This window comes from Citrobacter sp. Cpo147, assembly GCF_030332405.1.
Lineage (GTDB): Bacteria > Pseudomonadota > Gammaproteobacteria > Enterobacterales > Enterobacteriaceae > Citrobacter > Citrobacter portucalensis.
Genome location: NZ_JAOWHX010000034.1, coordinates 83,203 through 99,813, shown reverse-complemented (window position 1 = coordinate 99,813; position 16,611 = coordinate 83,203). Strand labels below are relative to the sequence as shown.

Sequence of the window (16,611 nt, the reverse complement as noted above, 5' to 3'; positions counted from 1 at the left end):
TATAAGCAGGCGTTTTGTAATACGCAGCATCAGCCTCTGTCAGCCATTACGTCCGGCCATTACACCGCCATCCACATCCCAGATGGCGCCAGTTACCCATTGCGCTTTATCTGACAACAGGAACGCGACGGATTCAGCCACATCACACGGCGTACCGACCCGACCAATCGGATGGAAGCTGTCAAAGCTGCTCATCACACCTTGTACGTCTTCTTTCGGGATAAATCCTTCGTAGATAGGTGTATGCACGACTGCTGGCGAAACGGCGTTGACGCGAATCCCATTCGCCCCCAGCTCAATGGCCAGATTTTTAGTTAATGCATGCAGGCCCGCTTTTGCCATTGAGTACGCTGAAGAAGGTGTTGCGCCAATTGCCTGTTGTGCCCACATCGAACCAATATTCACGATGGCACCCTGGATGTTAGCCGCCACCATATTACGCACGACATCGCGAGTGATAAAAAACGTCGCGCGGTTGAGGCTCATGTACAGTTCATAATCTTCAACTTCATGATCAGTGAAAGGTTTTGGGAAGAAAACCCCAGCTGCATTTACTAACAGGTTGATGTCTTTATGCTCAGCATTCACCGTTGCCATCACCTGCTTAACGCCCGCTTCTGACATCAGATCCGCCGCAATGACGGAGACGTCACCCAGCTCCGCCAATGCCTGACGGGCCCGTTCTGCTTTCTCGGCAAGATTGCCAACCAGCACCACTCGACCACCACCCTGGAGGATCAGTTTTGCGGTTTCAAATCCGATACCACTGGTGCCGCCCACCACTAACAGTTTTTTGCCGACAAATAATGTGTTCATCGCTAGCCTCGTTTCACGTATTCGTTAATGTGCTAACAATGCCACTCCCCTGAGGCGCTGACGAATGAGAAGAAATAGCGAACCGAGAAAGAAAATCTATCTCGATGGCATATACTGAAGATATTCACAAAACGGGAAATGACCTGATGCGCTCGCTTAATCGGCTTAAATGGTTACACGCTTTTGAGGCCACAGCCCGCCACGGCAGTTTTACTGGTGCGGCGCAAGAACTGGGGGTCACTCCGGCTGCCGTTGGGCAATTGGTTCGTGCGCTAGAAGACTGGGTTGGCCACCCGCTGCTGCATCGTACCCGTTCAGGCAAAGAGCGTCTCACGCTGGTCAGCGAAGCACAGGACGCGTTGCGCGAGATAACCCAGGGACTGGATAGTCTGGAATCTGGGCTGAACAAGTTACGCGGTCGGCGAGCACGCTCGGTGGTGATTATCACGGCCTCTCAGGTACTGGTGATGAACTGGCTGATGAGCCGCCTCAATCGTTTCTCACAAGCGCATGAAAACATAGAATTACGCCTGAACGTGACGGAAAAGCTGATGGATGTTGCTCATGGCGAAGCGGATTTGGGCGTGCGTTGCGGCAAAGGCGACTGGCCTGGGGTAAATAAAACCTGGCTGATGGATGAAGAAGCGGTTCTGGTTTGTAGCCCACGTATTGTGCCAGTAGATAAAATATCCTGTAGAGAATGGTTGGCCGCACAGAAGCTTATCCATGATGACACTCCCCACCCCGGCGCCAATTTCCCGGACTGGAATGATGTCCTGACCGCCACCCAGGCACCTGTCGTTCGCGACAGTGGATTGCACATCAACTCTACCTCTGCGGTGATTCTGGCGGCGCTCAGTGGTCAAGGTGTCGCCATTGTGCGTAGGGCATTGGTGCAGCAGCTACTGACAGACGGACAACTCGTTCAGCTTCATCCCAACACCCGCTGGCCTCTGGCGTGGTCTTACTACATTGTTACGCCACAGCACGCGGTAATGCGTCCGGAGGTAAAAGTCTTTAATGACTGGCTGATTGCGGATGTGCTGGCAGAAATCACAACCATCTCTGCTATGATGCCTGCACACAAATAAAACAAAACAACATGCCGAGGGAAAGATGAGTTCCACCAGAAGAGGGATGATGAACGTCCTGATTGCCGCCGTATTGTGGGGAAGTTCAGGCGTTTGCGCGCAATACATCATGGAGCAAAGCCAGATGTCGTCGCAGTTTCTGACCATGACGCGCCTGATTTTCGCCGGGCTCATTCTGCTGATGCTCTCTTTCGTTCACGGCGACAAAGTGTTCTCCATTATCAAAAACCGCAAAGACGCCATCAGCCTGCTGATTTTTTCCGTGGTTGGGGCGCTCACCGTACAGCTAACCTTTCTGCTGACTATTGAAAAATCCAACGCCGCCACCGCGACGGTGCTGCAATTTTTGTCACCGACCATAATCGTGGCGTGGTTTTCCGTGGTGCGCAAAGCACGACCGGGGATTTTAGTACTGACTGCGATCTTCACATCGCTTATCGGCACCTTCTTGCTGGTCACCCACGGTAACCCGACGTCGCTGTCTATCTCACCTGCCGCGCTGTTCTGGGGAATTGCCTCGGCGTTTGCCGCCGCGTTCTACACCACCTACCCCTCAACGCTTATCGCGCGCTACGGCACGCTGCCGGTCGTCGGCTGGAGTATGTTGATCGGCGGCATGATCCTGCTGCCGTTTTATGCCGGACAGGGCACTAATTTCGTGGTGAATGGCAGTTTGATTCTGGCGTTTTTCTATCTGGTGGTCATCGGCACATCGCTGACGTTTAGCCTGTACCTGAAAGGCGCGCAGATGATTGGCGGACCGAAAGCGAGCATTTTAAGCTGCGCGGAACCGTTGAGCAGCGCGTTGCTGTCCCTGCTGCTGTTAGGTATTACCTTTACCCTGCCAGACTGGCTGGGCACGCTTTTGATCCTCTCTTCGGTAATACTTATCTCAATGGACTCACGTCGCCGCGCCAGAGCGGTTTAACACCAACCGGCGCGGCAAAAGGTCATCATTACCAGCCCGGAACCGCGCCACCGTTAAAGATAGTTTCGGCCGCCTTCGCCACTTCAGGTGACTGATAAGATTGCAGGAACTCTTTCACATTCTCGGCATCTTTGTTGTCTTCTCGCGCCACCAGAATGTTCACGTACGGTGAGTTTTTGTCTTCAATAAATACGCTGTCATGTACCGGGGAAAGCCCGGTTTGCTGGATGTAGGTGGTACTGATAATCGCCACATCCACTTTCTGATCGTCCAATACGCGCGGCAACTGTGCGCCTTCCAGTTCCATAATTTTCAGATGCCGCGGATTATCAGTGATATCCAACGCTGTTGGCAGCAGGCCGGTATCCGCTTTCAACGTAATTAACTTCTCTTTTTGCAGCAGCAACAGCGCCCGACCCAGGTTGGTCGGGTCGTTAGGTATCGCAATCGTTGCACCGTCTTTTAGTTCAGCAACAGTTTTGATTTTCTTCGAATACCCTGCCATCGGGAACACAAAGGTATTGCCCACCGCAACCAGCTTATAGCCGTGTGCTTTATTATCTTGTTCGAGGAACGGACGATGCTGGAAGACGTTGGCATCCAGCTCACCATGATTGGTGGCATCGTTGGGCAGCAGAGAACCGCTAAAACCCACCAGTTCCACCTCCAGACCATATTTTTCTTTAGCGACTTTCTTCGCGACCTCCGCTACATCCTGCTCAGCACCGTTAATTACACCCACTTTGATATGCTTTGCATCACTGCTCTGTTGATCGCATCCTGCCAGCAATAATCCCGCCAGTAATACCGCCGCCCCGGCCCCGAAATAAGGTATCTTCAGCTTCACGTTTTATCCTTTTGCAATAACCGCCTGATGAGTAATGAAATGACTATAGCGGGAAGGCCGCTGCGGTTTAAAAAACGAAAAAGCATCAGCAAGAAGAAAAAAGCATAATGGGGCTAAGATAAATTAGTCGGAAGATACCGTTAGTTCATCAATTGCAAGCCCGGTAATAATTAGCACCAGTTCACGATCGATCCCCTTCTCAAGCATGGCATGGGCTATCCGCAACGCTTCGTCCTTTTTGCCTTCTAGCAAACCCTTTTGCAGTCCCTCCTGCAGGCCACTGCGATGACCCGACTCACGTAAGCATTCTGCAATCGTCATTAATCTCTCCTTATGTTGGGGAACGCGCAGGGCAACCTGTCGAATAAACGCCTCAAAACGCGGTGCGCTGCCAGACTGCACCAGGTAATTAAATAGCGTTTCTACCTGACTGTCATTAGCGTATCCCTTAATCAACAGGGCAACCAGTTTATCGACCAACACCATCAAATCACGCTCGCGTATATGCTTCTGGACAAGTTCCAGGAGCGCCACTCGCCGGTGCTGCATAATCTCATCATCAGAGACCACCGTGATATCGACCAGCGGGAAGGCAGCGCCATAAAGCTGCCGCGCAGTTTCTGGATCGTCAAATTCATCCAGCCAGCACAGTGAAAAAGGGTACGGGCTGGCGATGCCATGATAAAAAAGTATCGGAACCACCAGTGGCAGTGTTTTGTGGCCGGCATCAAGGTGATTCTGCATCGCGGCAATGGCATAACGCATCATCCGAAATGCCATATGGGCATCCGGTGAACTCTGGTGTTCAATCAACGCGTAGATATAGCCTTTACCGGTTCTCGTTTTTAGCGACCACAGAATATCGGAATAACTGGCACGCAGGTCTTCCTCAATAAAACTCCCTGGCTCCAGCTTCAGTGTGTTCAGATCGCAAAGTTCACGTAATGGTGCGGGGAGATAGCTATCAAGAAAATCTCGTGCCGTTTCTGGGTGGCTTAAGAATTTTTTAAATACCGCATCATGCGGCGTAGAAGTTGTTGGTTTTTTCATGGCGGTCCGTCACCAGAAGAACAAGATGACGGAACCTTACCCGCCAGTCGCACACACAACATCTGGGAACTTTTCTATCTGCGAGGCGGCTTGGCGGATAAATACATACTTTTGCAATGTATTCATTTTCAGGGAATAGCGTTCGCAAAAATGCCCGGTAGGCGCACTCACCTCCGGGCATTTTTTATGGGCCATCCGGCGATAGCAACATCACACCAGGGCTTTGACTATCTCCATCAGCCTGATGACATCTGCAGGCCGGGTTTTGCCGGTCTGTGAGTCGATAATCGAGCTGTAAACATGCGGCATGACGCGCGGTACTCCCGCCTCCAGACAGGATTGCAGGATAACGCCGAAGTTATCGAGATCGATACCGCCGGTCGGCTCAATCAATGTCATGCCGTTTCGTGCCGCTGTCGTCGCCAGTGCGTACAGCTCAGGCAGTGACTGCTCACCGCCCATTGGGAAGAACTTCGCCGCATGGGCTCCTGAATCCAACATCATACGGACCGCTGCATCGCAGGAAACGCGGGCTGGCGTGCCCTGGCTGCTGCTGACGCCGGTCGAGATCAACACGTCCCCCGGCGTGCCAGTGGGACTGACTAACGCGTTGATATGGGTCTGTTCACCGCCCGTTGCCGCCAAGGCGCCTGCCGCAAACCCGCAACCGGTAAAGGTCTGGTTGACGTGTGCTGGATGTACCTGCGAGGCAATCATCGCCGCTTTGTAATACTGCGCCGGGTCACCGGCCCCCAACCCCACAGAAATCGACGGCACGTCGTTCATCCAACGTTTTACTTCCAGAACCCCTTCCTCAACCGAGGAAAACTGCGCAGAAAGAATGCCAATCACCGCGTGGCCTTCGGCAGCATCATAGATTTCCCGCGCATTGGCGATATCCTTCGCCAGCACGTTAATAGCCACTTTATTACGATAAAAATTAATGTGCTGCATGTTCTGCAATCTCCTTTAATCGGGCCACGATCAGCGCCATTTCCCCTTCTGCGACCGTGCGCGGGTCAAGGCTAAAGACACCCTGATGAAGGTTGTAACGGCGAGCATAGATCGCGATATCACCCTCTCGCAGTTGCGCTTCTACGGCGTAGGCATCCATTCCCAGCACCTGCGCATTCACCCGAATTCGAATCCGCCAGATGGCGCGTCCGGCCTCATCCTGCTCGATATCCGCATCCAGTCCGCGAATCTCTGAAATCGCCTGCGCCACGGGGCGGAGCGCTTCGGCAGTGACTACGGTTTGTCCCTGATGGTAGTTTTCCAGGGCATAAACCAACCCAACCATATTCTCTTTGCCGATTTTCATCGCCCGGGCAATGCCGTAGTGCTGCGCTTTACACGCGGCAATCCACTGTTTCTTCCCGGTGATAAATCCGGAGGTCGGCGCGTTAAAAGCTTTTGCCCCGCTGTAGACCACCATATCCGCTCCGCTTGCTACCCAGGCGTGCAAATCTTCCTCGGCGGCGGCATCGACAATCAGCGGCAGGTTGTGAACCTGCGCGACCTGCACAAAATCCGCGATGCTCAACATGCCTTTCTGCACGCAGTGGTGCGATTTCACGTACAGCAGCGCGGCGGTGCTATCGGTAATCGCGCTCTCCAGCTGCCAGCGGGCCGCCAGATTACTTGAGCCAACCTCCACCACCCGCCCGCCGCCCAAACGGATGGCGCTGGTGATGGGCGCACCGTAGTCAACGTTATGCCCGCGCAGCATGACCACTTCATTGGCCATTCCTGCGCTGTCCGGCATCAGCGTGACTCGCGCCTGGTCACCACGGGTAATGGCGGCGGCAACAGCGATAGCAATGCCCGCCGATGCACAGGAGGTGACGTAGCTGTCTTCAGCCCCGGTGTAGCGGGAAACCAGTTCTCCGGTGCGGTCCACCAGCCGATCAATTTCAACAAAGGCTGAAGCAGCCCGCGCGGTGGCCTGCATTACTTCCGGCGCTACGCTGGAAACACCCAGAATCGTCATCTTGCCGCAGGCGTTAATGACCTGTTTTAGCCCCAATTGTTGGTAGATATTCTGTGTCATGGCTTACAACACTCCCAGCAGTGAACAGACCACGCTGAGCGCGACAATCGACAGTAAAATCGTTGTGTAACGCGGCCCTTTCTTCACCAGATAGAAATAGATGGCGAACACCGCCGCCAGCGGCAACAGGCCGGGTGCAATAGAGTCGAGGATTTGCTGGACCACCACTTCAGAGCCTTTCAGGGCGCTAAGTTTTAACGGCGTGGTGATCTTGACGTAGCTTGCAGAAAGCGCGCCCATCATGATCAAACCCAGCACGTTAGCGCCGTAGATAAGTTCCTTTATTCGCCCTCCCTGCAGCAGGCCAATTATCGAGTCACGCCCCAGCGTATAGCCTTTGTGAACCATGCCATAGCTGATTGCCAGCGTAATAGCAGGATAGAGAATTAACGGTACAATTCCGCCCATCGCGCTGCCATTCGCCGCAAACGGGATGAATATAGCAATTAACAGCGGCATCACGGCGGCCCAGATGATGGAGTCCCCCATCCCGGCCAGTGGTCCCATCAACCCGGTTTTAATCCCGGTAATTGAGGCGTCGCTGATCGGCTCGCCGCGGGTTTTCTGTTCCTCCATCGCAATGGAGATCCCCTGAATCACCGCCCCGAACGTCTGCTCCGAGTTGAAGAAGTTCAAATGGCGTTTCAGCGCTTCAACCTGCTCCTCTTTTTGCGGGTAGAGTTTTTTGATGATCGGCGTCATTGAGGCGCAGAAAATAAGGCTTTGCAAACGCTCATAGGAGCTGGAAACTTCCGCGCCTAGCCAGTAGATAAACCATGCTTTGGTGATGTCTGCTTTGGTCAACGTGCCGCTTTCACGCGCGCGCTCCACCAGTTCATGCTGCATTACGTCGCTGCTCATCATGCTGCTCCTTCATTTTTCGCCAGACCTTTAATGAGGAAGGCCACGCAGGTACCAAAGATTGCCATCGCCATGATGTCTACCTTCAGGTACAGCACCGCAAAGAAACCGCCGATAAACCATGGCAGCAGGCTCTTTTTACCGATCACCATAATGGTGATGGCGAAGCCCAGAGCCGGCAGAATGCCGCCCATAATTTCAAAGGAGTGCGTCAGCCAGTGCGGCATCAGCTTAAGGAAGCTTTCCACAACGTCCTGACCAAAATAGTTGGCGGCGAAGACCACCGGGAAACGCAGTACCAGTCCGAGCAACGCCGGGTAGAGGAACGCACAGCGCATAATGCCCGCCATGTTTGCCGTTTCCGCATGCTTGTCGGCCATATGTACCCACGCTGCGTTTAGCGTGCGGCGCAACTGGTCGAGGAACACGCCGATAACGCCAAAAGGGATTGCCAGTGCGATAGCCAGGTTCGGGTCCATTCCGGCCTTCACGGCGATCGGAATTGAAATGCAGGCAGCCAGCGCCGGATCCGACGGGACGTTGCCGCCTGGCGTGGAGGTCACGCCGAGATAAACCAGTTGCATACCTGCGCCGATGATCATCGCCGTTTCCATGTTGCCTAACAGCAGGCCAACGAATACGGCAATCACGACGGGTTGTAGCAGCATGGCGGAGAAAGTGTAGCCAAGGCGTAATCGGGCAAACCAGTAATACAACCCCATCAGGCTTGCGAAGACTAAAGTATCCATAATTAAGTACCCTGTTATCAAAGAATTAGAATTTTTTCAGGATATCGTCCAGCGACTGCGGCTTATCTTCCGGGATAGTCTGGAAGAACACCTGAATCCCACGATTTTTCAGGTCGCTCAGAATGCCGACGTCTTTTTCATCCAGCGTAATGTTCTGGAATACCGCTTTGCGGTTTGGCCCACCGCCCAGCCCACCGACCTGAATGGTGGTGACATCAAAACCCAACTGGACCGCTTCCTGAACCGCCGCCAGAGAGGGGAACAGCACCAGCACTTTGCCGTCACCAAGCTGGTTTTCTTTCCAGGCAGCCGCAAAACTTTGGTTACCGAAACAATCCACTTTGATGTTCGGCGGCGCGGCCATCAGGTAGATATTTTTCATAAACGGATCGGCATCCAGCTCATCGCTGACCACTGCAATCCGATTTGCCTGAGATTGCCCAACCCATTTGGTCACCACTTGTCCATGAATCAGACGGCTATCGATACGACATAAAACGATGTTTGCCATGATGTTTATTCCTTATTGTGATTGTTGTAATTGACGTACGTGGGCAACAACGTCCAGGCAGCTACTACGCCCGGCCTCGACCAGATCGGCCACGCAGGTGGTCAGTTGGCCATGCTCGCGTTTGTCGAGCGCCTCCAGTAACAAAGAGGCGTTGAGCCCGGAAATCACTGCCACCGGGTAATCGGCGCTCAGCCGTGCCGCCACGTTAGACGTGGTGCCGCCAATAAAATCAGTCAGGATCAGTGAGCCTTCCGGCATAGCTTTCACTACGGCTTCGACGCGCTGATAAAATTCGCCGAGCGTATCAACGGGCATTAGCGGAATTTCCGTCACGCCTTTGATTTCACCCATCACCATGCGCAGGCTGTTGCAAAGCTGTTGCCCCCAGCCGCCATGGGTCAGCAGCAGGATCTGGGGCAAGGATTCAGTGGTAGTCAAAATGGCCTCCTGGCTCGATTACATAGACATAGGTAAACAGAGCAAAGGCTGTGCCAGAATTTGTGTCACGCGGGGGAATTGTGGGTGTTGGCGGGGCGCAAAGCCCCACCAGACAAGGGATTAGCTATACAACAGTTCGTAGATATAAAAATATTCCGCGTCCGATAACCGAATGGCATAGGCCTCTTCGATCGGCAGGAAAGCCGATTTAATGACACTAAACGCACGAATATCCAGATCCGGCTTGTTCTCCAGCGCCATCTGTAACGGTTTGCGGTTAATCACGATACGCTCGACCATACAGCAGCAGTGGATCAGGAAGCGCAGTGTCACCTGGCGGCTCGGTTTCAGCGAAAGCGCAGTGGTCAGATGATTCAACACACCTTCCATCTCTTTCAGAATACGCTGTGGGTTGAGCACCGAAATATGGTTAATGATGCTCTCCATGGTCAACGCGCTGATAAAGCGCATCGCGCTGCGCTCCATCTCCAGTCGGCGTTCGCTGCTGGAGAGATCTGGCGTCAGCAGGCTGAGCACCAGCTCGGGGCCTTGCTCAGAGAACAACTCTTCGAGCGAGATAAACGGAATATCCGGCAGTCCCGGCTGGAAAGTACCCACGATTCCCGCCAGACGTTCACTGGCGTTAATCGCCTGCTGAACACGTTCCAGGCTGCGAACTTCGTTGTAATCGAGGATCACCATCCGCGTATCCTGCGACATCAGTTCGCCGAAGCTCTCTTCCAGCACCTTTTTGATTTTTTCTGCTGTTCCCATCCCGGTGATGCAAGAAATGACCAGCACTTTACCGCTGTTTTCCTGCTGCGGCGTACAGAGCTGACAGGGAATATTTTTGCTCTGCATCAACGCCGCCAGCTGCGGTAAGTCACTGGTTTCGTAGCTTAAATCCAGCCCTATCTCCAGCAGACTGGTGAGCGTGATATTGGGCATCAGCAGAACGTCTATCTGGAATAATTTGCTGATCGTACTGCCAAAATGGACCAGTGAGCCAATATCCACCATCAGGATCAATCGGCGATATTGCCGGGTCTGGATCATCTGCGTCAGGGCTTCCAGCGTGTCATGCACCGACTGCTCGAAAGGCATATCAATAGCGCTGAACACCTCGCGCTCCAGCACGCGATTCACGTACTGCGCCTGGCTTGTGGCGGTCGTCGCGCCGTGGGCAATCAAAATCACCCCGCAGTCAGGACTGGCGTCAATCCGTTGGCGGTAATGGCGACACTCTTTTAGGAACAGGCACAGCCAGACCACCTCCGTCGCCGGACACTGAATATGCAGCAGTTCATTGATTTTTCGGCATAACAGCGTGGCGTTTTCATATTCATCTTTGCAGCGATCGAGGATCAGGCTGGAAGAATAAAGTTGCGGAATAAGGCCGCGCTGCACGTAGCCAATCAGCGCCAGAAAGTGTTTGCGCAGCGGGTTAACCAGATTTTCCGGCAGCGTGAAGCCAAGCACCTGCTCAACGCAACCGATCAGCAGCGTGACCCGCTCTTCAATCTGATCGCCATAGCGCGGGGGATGCGCCACGCTGTCGCGGCTGTAGAGACCATATTCAAAAATCGAGCTGAGCTTGTTTTTGAGGATTGCCAGCGTTTCGGCCGGCGGTACGTTGCTGTTACGCAGGTTGATGTATTCCCGGGTCAGGAAGCTGTAAAAGAGATCGCTCTCTTCAATTTCGGCTCCGGTGGCCAGCGAATTTTTCAGTGCCGGCAACGTGCGGGCATCGATGCTCAGGTGTTCTTTGCCTTCGAACAGCGCCCCAACCAGCAGACGTTGTTCCGGCGTGGCGTTAAAGGGGATCTCGGTCAGACGTTTATCCAACTGTAGCGTATCGCTGTGCTCCGTCATCCCCGAGGCCCAGGCCTGGGCGCAGAGAAACTGAATGTCGCTCTTGAGCTGACCAATATTGCCTTCCAGCGGCTTGTTCAGCAGCCAGAGCAGCAGGGTACGGTCGATGCTTATCGTACGCTCGATTTTGCGGCTCTCACGCTGTAAGAAACCAACGATCAGCTCAACCTGCTCTTCCACCGAACGCTGGCGAATGCCGGGGAGATCGATACATACCTGAATACGTCGCTGGAAAGTGCGCAGCAACGCCGAACTTACCGGTTCGGTGGTCGCACATATCAGGCGAACCGAGATTGAACGCGCCACGGCGCTGGAACCCAGCGGCCGGTATTCACCTTTGTCGAGAATAGAGAACAGCTTTTCCTGACCTTCATACGGGAGACGATGCACTTCATCGAGCAGGAGATAGCCGCCATCAGCCTGTTCGACCAGACCGGGTTTATTCTCGTTTGCACCGGTAAACGCTCCCTGTCGATGACCAAACAGGTGCGATGAGAGCAGCTCCGGGTTATGCGCGTATTCCGCGCAGTTGAAATAGACCAGCGGTGGAGGCGTTCCCGCTGCACGTTCGCAGGCGAAACGGTGCATCAGTTCGGCAAAAAAGGTTTTACCCACGCCGGAGGGACCGGTCAGCAGAACATGTAGCCCGTGGGGATACAACACCGCCGCGCGGCCTTTTTCCACCGCATCGCGCAGGCTGCGATCGTAACCAATCAGGCTGGAAAAGGGATCGCCTGTCGCCTGGTTTTCCTGAACAGGCAACAGGTCGGCAACGGTTTGCACTTCACGCTCGGACTCATCCAGTTTGCGCCCCAGCAGCGTTTCAATCGCCTGACGATGCAGAAAGAATACCGGGCGCCCGCGGCTTTTAATCGCCAGGCCGTCGTTCCAGAGCTGATTGAGATCTTTACTGACTGAGTTGCGCGCCAGCCCGAGGTTAAAGCCGATGGCCTCCGCTGTGAACGCGGTTTCCTGCGCCAGATGGGCAAGATTCAGGCCTCGCGTCAGCCGTTCCAGCTCTCCCAGTATTATCTCAATCCGTCTCATCTCTTTACCGCTTAAGAAATAAATGATTGTTCAGAACATACACTATTCTGCTGCGCAAGAAAGTGAGGCGGCATCCAGACCTTCCGGTCATCAAAACGTTTTCGACAAATAATGGCGCGCGGAACCGGTTTCCGGGAAGTTATCGAGGGTCATTTGCAGCTGATAGCCGTTTTTCTGATAAAACGGCAGCGCCTGGAAACTCATGGTATCCACCAGCGCATGCAGGCATCCTCTCTCACGCGCCGTCTGTTCTGCGGCCTGCATCAATTTTGTGCCGTAACCGCCTTTGCGCAGCGAGTCATGCATCCACAGAAAATCAATGCACAGCCATTCGCCTTTGATTTTGCCGATCAGCCCACCCAGAATGTCATTGCGCTCATCGCGCCAGTAGACCGCCAGGTCACCAAAATTGGTGGTTCTCAGAAACTGCCGGTTGTAAGCGCGCAATCCGGCAAGTAGGGCATTTTGATCGTCTTCGGTAATCGTATCTGTAATCTGTATTTGCATCCTATCCTCCTGAAATAACTACAACTTCTGGCTGATTTATTTTTAGACATTAACACAGGGTGATGAGTGAGTCGTATGCCGTCTACACTTACTCTTGAGATGATGCGCATAGACAACAAGGATTATTATCATGAAACGAGTCATTTTTCCGATTATTGCCGTCCTTTTCACGCTACCCGGTCTGGCGCAAGCCGACTCGGCTTATGGCAGTCTGCAGGCTGTACACGAAAAGAATACCGTTATGAAGGATTTACGTAAGATTTGCACCCCGCAAGGGTCACCATCTGATGAGGTGTGGGAAAAAACGATTATGGCTGATACGCGTAATCAGCAGCACATCCGCGAAGCCATTCTGGCAATTCAAAGAAACAATCAAAACAACTACTGGGAAGCGCTTGGCAAAGTTGAATGCCCGGATTTATAGGCATTTGGTTGAGAAATGAGTACTGTAACCGGTTTCTGTATCGCAAAAACACGTATTGTTGCCAGACGTATAAATAGCAATGGAGCAACAACAATGCGATACCGTTTTCCAGAAAACTTCTGGTGGGGCAGTGCCTGCTCGGCACTGCAAACCGAAGGGGATAGCCTGAACGGCGGCAAAAGCCAGACCACGTGGGACGTGTGGTTCGATCGTCAGCCAGGTCGTTTCCATCAGGGAGTTGGCCCGGCAACTACCTCGACCTTTTATCAGCACTGGAAACAGGACATCGCACTGCTCAAACAGCTGAAGCACAACAGCTTCCGTACGTCTCTGAGCTGGTCGCGCCTGATCCCGGACGGTACCGGTGAGGTTAATCCTGAAGCCGTCGAGTTCTATAACAACGTCATCGACGAGCTGCTGGCACAAGGCATTACGCCATTTATCACCCTGTTCCACTTCGACATGCCGATGGTGATGCAGGAGAAAGGCGGCTGGGAAAACCGTGAAGTGGTCGAGGCGTTTGGCCGCTATGCACAAACGTGTTTTACATTGTTCGGCAACCGGGTTAAGCACTGGTTTACCTTTAACGAGCCCATTGTCCCGGTTGAAGGCGGCTATCTGTATGACTTCCATTACCCTAATGTGGTGGATTTCAAACGTGCAGCTACCGTGGCCTATCACACCATACTGGCGCATTCGACGGCGGTTCGGGCATATCGTGCCGCAAACCATGACGGTGAAATCGGCGTGGTGCTGAATTTAACGCCTTCCTACCCGCGCTCACAAAATCCGGCGGATGTGAAAGCCGCACACTATGCGGATCTGCTGTTTAACCGCAGTTTCCTTGACCCGGTGCTGAAGGGTGAATATCCGGCGGATCTGGTTGAACTGCTGAAAGAGTACGATCAATTACCGGCATGCCAGCCAGGCGACAGCCAGTTAATCGCCGAGGGAAAAATCGACCTGCTCGGCATCAACTACTATCAGCCGCGTCGCGTGAAATGCCGCGATAGCGCCGTCAACCCGGATGCACCGTTTATGCCGGAGTGGCTGTTTGATTATTACGAAATGCCGGGGCGGAAAATGAACCCCTACCGTGGCTGGGAAATTTATGAGCCGGGTATTTACGATATTATTACCAATCTGCGTGATAATTATGGCAACCCGCGCTGTTTTATTTCTGAAAACGGTATGGGTGTCGAGAATGAGCAGCGTTTTATTCAGCAAGAGCAAATCAACGACAGCTACCGTATTGAATTTGTTTCTGAGCATCTTAAATGGCTACATAAAGGCATTAGCGAAGGCTGTAATTGTCTTGGCTACCATATGTGGACCTTTATTGATAACTGGTCATGGCTCAACGGATATAAAAACCGCTACGGTTTTGTTCAGTTAGATTTAGCAACGCAAAAACGCACGGTGAAAAAGAGCGGCGAATGGTTTGCCCAGACCACCGAAAATAATGGTTTTAATTAAAACCTACCAGGATGCCGGATAGCGATCCGGCATACCGTGTTTTAGTTTATTGCATATCTTTTATGCGAACTTTTGCTGCCACCAGAAGCGCCGTCAGCAGCATCAGGCTGCCGGAAATCATCAGAGGTGACAGCAGTCCGAGGGTATCGAGCGCATAGCCTCCCACCGCAGCCCCGCAGGTATTGGCAAGCTGGATCACGGCGACCTGGACGGATCCGGCTTTTTCTGCCTGATCGGCAAGCGAACGGGTGATCCACGTCGACCAGCCCACCGGTACCAGCGCAAACAACAGTCCCCAGATAATCGCAATACCCGCCGCCACCACTTTGTCGCTGCCCCACAGGATCAGGACCAGCGCACTGAGCGCCAGCACCAGTGGCGCACCGGCTAACGCCAGTTTGACCGAACGCTTCAGAATCATCGACGAGAACGACGTACCAACAAAACTGGCAATGCCGAAGCTCAGCAGCACCAGCGTCAAGCCATCAACGTCAAAGCCCGCCAGATTCATATAGATCGGGCGAATATAGGTAAAGAAGGCGAACTGCCCGGCAAAGGACATGAAGATGGCAATCATCCCGGCCATCACCCCTGGACGCTGCAACAGGCTGAACATGTTTTGTTTCTGATGTGAAGGTTCACCAGGCAGCGAAGGCAACGCTCTCACCACCCAAATCGTGCACAGCACGCCCATTACCGCCGCCGCATTAAACACGTTACGCCAGCCGATAATACCGCCCAAAAAGCTCCCCAGCGGCGCGGCAATTACCAGCGCAATAGAGACCGCGCCAAAAATAACCGACAGCGCTTTCGGCACCGTACGTGCAGGAACCAGACGCATGGTCAGCGACGCCGACATCGCCCAGAAGCCGCCAAGCGCCAGACCGAGGCAGGCGCGGCCAACGAGCAGCAGCGAAAAAGAATTGGCAAAGGAAACCAGCAGACAGGAAAGCGTCAGTAGCACCGAAAACAGGATCACCACATAGCGACGATCGGTCGCCTGAATAATTTGCGTCACAAACAGGCTGGCGAACATGGCGACAAATGCCGTCACGGTCACCGATTGTCCGGCCACGCCTTCAGAAATCCACAAATCCTGCGCCATCGGCGTTAACAGGCTAACGGGGAGAAATTCAACGGTTATCAGGCAGGCAACGCAGAACGCCACGGCAAATACCGCCGACCAGTTCGGGCGGGAATTTGCCTCAGCGCGGGATTTTTGTTCAACAGCTTCACTCATTTTGTTACCTGCGTGGGGTTATTGTAGAAAAGTTACGCAGTGTAACATTAAATTTGTGACGTAATTAACGTTTTGACAACTATTCACCAGAGATCGGCTGCGCCTTATCCGGCCCAGGACAGAGTGCCCTTTCTGGCTCAATTAAGCGTCACGCGCAGCCCGGGCCAGGCCGGTTATCCACTCCTGGTGACCGTTGATCATCGGATTGGGCAGCGTACGTGCCAGTTCTTGTGCCGGAACGCCAATTTGTGATTCCTGGGTCAGAATACGTACGCGCCCGCCGGGTAAATCCTCAAAGAGCCAGGCGTGGATCACATCCAGACGTGTAGTGGCGTCGCCTTCCGCCCAGCCATGCCAGGCAACACGCGCGGCCTGGCCGTCAACCGGCGGCACATACTCGGTGATTTGCGCTTCGATGGGGAAACCAAAAGTCGTAAAACGAAAACGGGAATCCATGCTTAACAATGGACCGGAACCGTCGTGAAAACGGATATCCGCCACGTTGCTGTAATACGTCGGCCAGCGCGTTGTGTCATTAAGCTGTGCCCAGACGGCACGGGCGCTCAGTCCGGCAACGATAATTTCATTTGAGGCAAAGTTATCAGTCGTCCCCGGCAGATACGCTGCAGGCCAGATAATTGCACGTTGTTGAGTCGCTTGATTCATGATGTACCTCGTCGTGTGAGTTAACGAGGTACATCATG

General features: G+C 53.4%; 17 protein-coding genes. 4 read left to right on the top strand and 13 right to left on the bottom strand.

Annotated features, from left to right (window positions below; genetic code table 11):
- Positions 1-39 precede the first annotated feature (39 nt).
- Positions 40-816 (bottom strand): SDR family NAD(P)-dependent oxidoreductase, encoded by a 777-nt coding sequence (locus tag OGY06_RS15835; protein ID WP_191222012.1) that lies wholly within the window; start codon positions 814-816, stop codon positions 40-42.
- Positions 817-962: 146 nt separating this feature from the next.
- Between OGY06_RS15835 and OGY06_RS15830 the strand changes: the two genes are divergently transcribed.
- A complete protein-coding gene (locus OGY06_RS15830; RefSeq protein ID WP_063941261.1) occupies positions 963-1,907 on the top strand; it encodes a LysR substrate-binding domain-containing protein in 945 nt (314 codons plus the stop codon).
- 25 nt (positions 1,908-1,932) lie between these two features.
- Positions 1,933-2,835: a carboxylate/amino acid/amine transporter gene (locus OGY06_RS15825; RefSeq protein WP_003827166.1), complete on the top strand. Its 903-nt coding sequence runs from the start codon at positions 1,933-1,935 to the stop codon at positions 2,833-2,835.
- Between the two features lie 28 nt (positions 2,836-2,863).
- Here OGY06_RS15825 and nlpA read toward each other — a convergent pair whose 3' ends face one another.
- The 10 genes from nlpA to OGY06_RS15775 all read right to left on the bottom strand — a co-directional run bounded on the left by nlpA (position 2,864) and on the right by OGY06_RS15775 (position 12,767).
- Positions 2,864-3,682, bottom strand: a complete 819-nt coding sequence (gene nlpA / locus OGY06_RS15820; protein WP_032945419.1) for a lipoprotein NlpA — start codon at positions 3,680-3,682, stop codon at positions 2,864-2,866.
- Positions 3,683-3,805: 123 nt separating this feature from the next.
- A complete protein-coding gene (locus OGY06_RS15815) occupies positions 3,806-4,732 on the bottom strand; it encodes an Rpn family recombination-promoting nuclease/putative transposase (protein ID WP_284962200.1) in 927 nt (308 codons plus the stop codon).
- A 210-nt stretch (positions 4,733-4,942) separates the two neighbouring features.
- The gene (dagF, locus tag OGY06_RS15810; RefSeq protein ID WP_286605676.1) at positions 4,943-5,686 is read right to left on the bottom strand and encodes a 2-dehydro-3-deoxy-phosphogluconate aldolase; all 744 of its coding nucleotides are present in this window, start codon (positions 5,684-5,686) and stop codon (positions 4,943-4,945) included.
- Positions 5,673-6,782, bottom strand: coding sequence for a D-glucosaminate-6-phosphate ammonia lyase (gene dgaE, locus OGY06_RS15805; RefSeq protein ID WP_267392408.1), 1,110 nt, complete (start codon positions 6,780-6,782; stop codon positions 5,673-5,675). The genes dagF and dgaE overlap by 14 nt, the downstream gene beginning before the upstream one ends.
- A gap of 3 nt (positions 6,783-6,785) precedes the next feature.
- On the bottom strand, positions 6,786-7,646 hold the full coding sequence (locus tag OGY06_RS15800) for a PTS system mannose/fructose/sorbose family transporter subunit IID (RefSeq protein ID WP_005121522.1): 861 nt from the start codon (positions 7,644-7,646) through the stop codon (positions 6,786-6,788).
- Positions 7,643-8,392 carry a PTS mannose/fructose/sorbose/N-acetylgalactosamine transporter subunit IIC gene (locus OGY06_RS15795; protein ID WP_003023960.1) on the bottom strand — a complete coding sequence of 250 codons (750 nt, stop codon included), beginning with the start codon at positions 8,390-8,392 and terminating at the stop codon, positions 7,643-7,645. The genes OGY06_RS15800 and OGY06_RS15795 overlap by 4 nt, the downstream gene beginning before the upstream one ends.
- A gap of 25 nt (positions 8,393-8,417) precedes the next feature.
- Positions 8,418-8,903, bottom strand: a complete 486-nt coding sequence (locus OGY06_RS15790; RefSeq protein WP_003023959.1) for a PTS sugar transporter subunit IIB — start codon at positions 8,901-8,903, stop codon at positions 8,418-8,420.
- Between the two features lie 12 nt (positions 8,904-8,915).
- Positions 8,916-9,341, bottom strand: a complete 426-nt coding sequence (locus OGY06_RS15785; protein ID WP_003827155.1) for a PTS sugar transporter subunit IIA — start codon at positions 9,339-9,341, stop codon at positions 8,916-8,918.
- 120 nt (positions 9,342-9,461) lie between these two features.
- On the bottom strand, positions 9,462-12,260 hold the full coding sequence (dagR, locus tag OGY06_RS15780; protein ID WP_206160045.1) for a transcriptional regulator DagR: 2,799 nt from the start codon (positions 12,258-12,260) through the stop codon (positions 9,462-9,464).
- Positions 12,261-12,350: 90 nt separating this feature from the next.
- A complete protein-coding gene (locus tag OGY06_RS15775; RefSeq protein ID WP_003827152.1) occupies positions 12,351-12,767 on the bottom strand; it encodes a GNAT family N-acetyltransferase in 417 nt (138 codons plus the stop codon).
- A 130-nt stretch (positions 12,768-12,897) separates the two neighbouring features.
- On the opposite strand from OGY06_RS15775, the gene OGY06_RS15770 reads away from it, so the two are divergent.
- Together OGY06_RS15770 and gmuD are read left to right on the top strand one after the other, a co-directional pair.
- Positions 12,898-13,191, top strand: coding sequence for a YicS family protein (locus tag OGY06_RS15770; RefSeq protein ID WP_003827149.1), 294 nt, complete (start codon positions 12,898-12,900; stop codon positions 13,189-13,191).
- Between the two features lie 93 nt (positions 13,192-13,284).
- A complete protein-coding gene (gmuD, locus tag OGY06_RS15765; RefSeq protein WP_149335685.1) occupies positions 13,285-14,667 on the top strand; it encodes a 6-phospho-beta-glucosidase GmuD in 1,383 nt (460 codons plus the stop codon).
- Positions 14,668-14,713: 46 nt separating this feature from the next.
- On the opposite strand, the gene nepI is transcribed toward gmuD, so the two are convergent.
- Both nepI and OGY06_RS15755 read right to left on the bottom strand, forming a co-directional pair.
- Positions 14,714-15,907: a purine ribonucleoside efflux pump NepI gene (gene nepI / locus OGY06_RS15760; protein WP_286605665.1), complete on the bottom strand. Its 1,194-nt coding sequence runs from the start codon at positions 15,905-15,907 to the stop codon at positions 14,714-14,716.
- 141 nt (positions 15,908-16,048) lie between these two features.
- Positions 16,049-16,573, bottom strand: coding sequence for an SRPBCC domain-containing protein (locus tag OGY06_RS15755; RefSeq protein WP_286605663.1), 525 nt, complete (start codon positions 16,571-16,573; stop codon positions 16,049-16,051).
- Positions 16,574-16,611 lie beyond the last annotated feature (38 nt).

Coding starts and splice junctions, on each gene's coding strand:
- OGY06_RS15830 (WP_063941261.1), top strand. CDS start 963: ATGCGCTCGCTTAATCGGCTTAAATGGTTACACGCTTTTGAGGCCACA.
- OGY06_RS15815 (WP_284962200.1), bottom strand. CDS start 4,732: ATGAAAAAACCAACAACTTCTACGCCGCATGATGCGGTATTTAAAAAA.
- OGY06_RS15755 (WP_286605663.1), bottom strand. CDS start 16,573: ATGAATCAAGCGACTCAACAACGTGCAATTATCTGGCCTGCAGCGTAT.
- OGY06_RS15835 (WP_191222012.1), bottom strand. CDS start 816: ATGAACACATTATTTGTCGGCAAAAAACTGTTAGTGGTGGGCGGCACC.
- OGY06_RS15795 (WP_003023960.1), bottom strand. CDS start 8,392: ATGGATACTTTAGTCTTCGCAAGCCTGATGGGGTTGTATTACTGGTTT.
- nepI (WP_286605665.1), bottom strand. CDS start 15,907: ATGAGTGAAGCTGTTGAACAAAAATCCCGCGCTGAGGCAAATTCCCGC.
- dagR (WP_206160045.1), bottom strand. CDS start 12,260: ATGAGACGGATTGAGATAATACTGGGAGAGCTGGAACGGCTGACGCGA.
- dagF (WP_286605676.1), bottom strand. CDS start 5,686: ATGCAGCACATTAATTTTTATCGTAATAAAGTGGCTATTAACGTGCTG.
- OGY06_RS15775 (WP_003827152.1), bottom strand. CDS start 12,767: ATGCAAATACAGATTACAGATACGATTACCGAAGACGATCAAAATGCC.
- OGY06_RS15770 (WP_003827149.1), top strand. CDS start 12,898: ATGAAACGAGTCATTTTTCCGATTATTGCCGTCCTTTTCACGCTACCC.
- dgaE (WP_267392408.1), bottom strand. CDS start 6,782: ATGACACAGAATATCTACCAACAATTGGGGCTAAAACAGGTCATTAAC.
- OGY06_RS15825 (WP_003827166.1), top strand. CDS start 1,933: ATGAGTTCCACCAGAAGAGGGATGATGAACGTCCTGATTGCCGCCGTA.
- gmuD (WP_149335685.1), top strand. CDS start 13,285: ATGCGATACCGTTTTCCAGAAAACTTCTGGTGGGGCAGTGCCTGCTCG.
- OGY06_RS15790 (WP_003023959.1), bottom strand. CDS start 8,903: ATGGCAAACATCGTTTTATGTCGTATCGATAGCCGTCTGATTCATGGA.
- OGY06_RS15800 (WP_005121522.1), bottom strand. CDS start 7,646: ATGATGAGCAGCGACGTAATGCAGCATGAACTGGTGGAGCGCGCGCGT.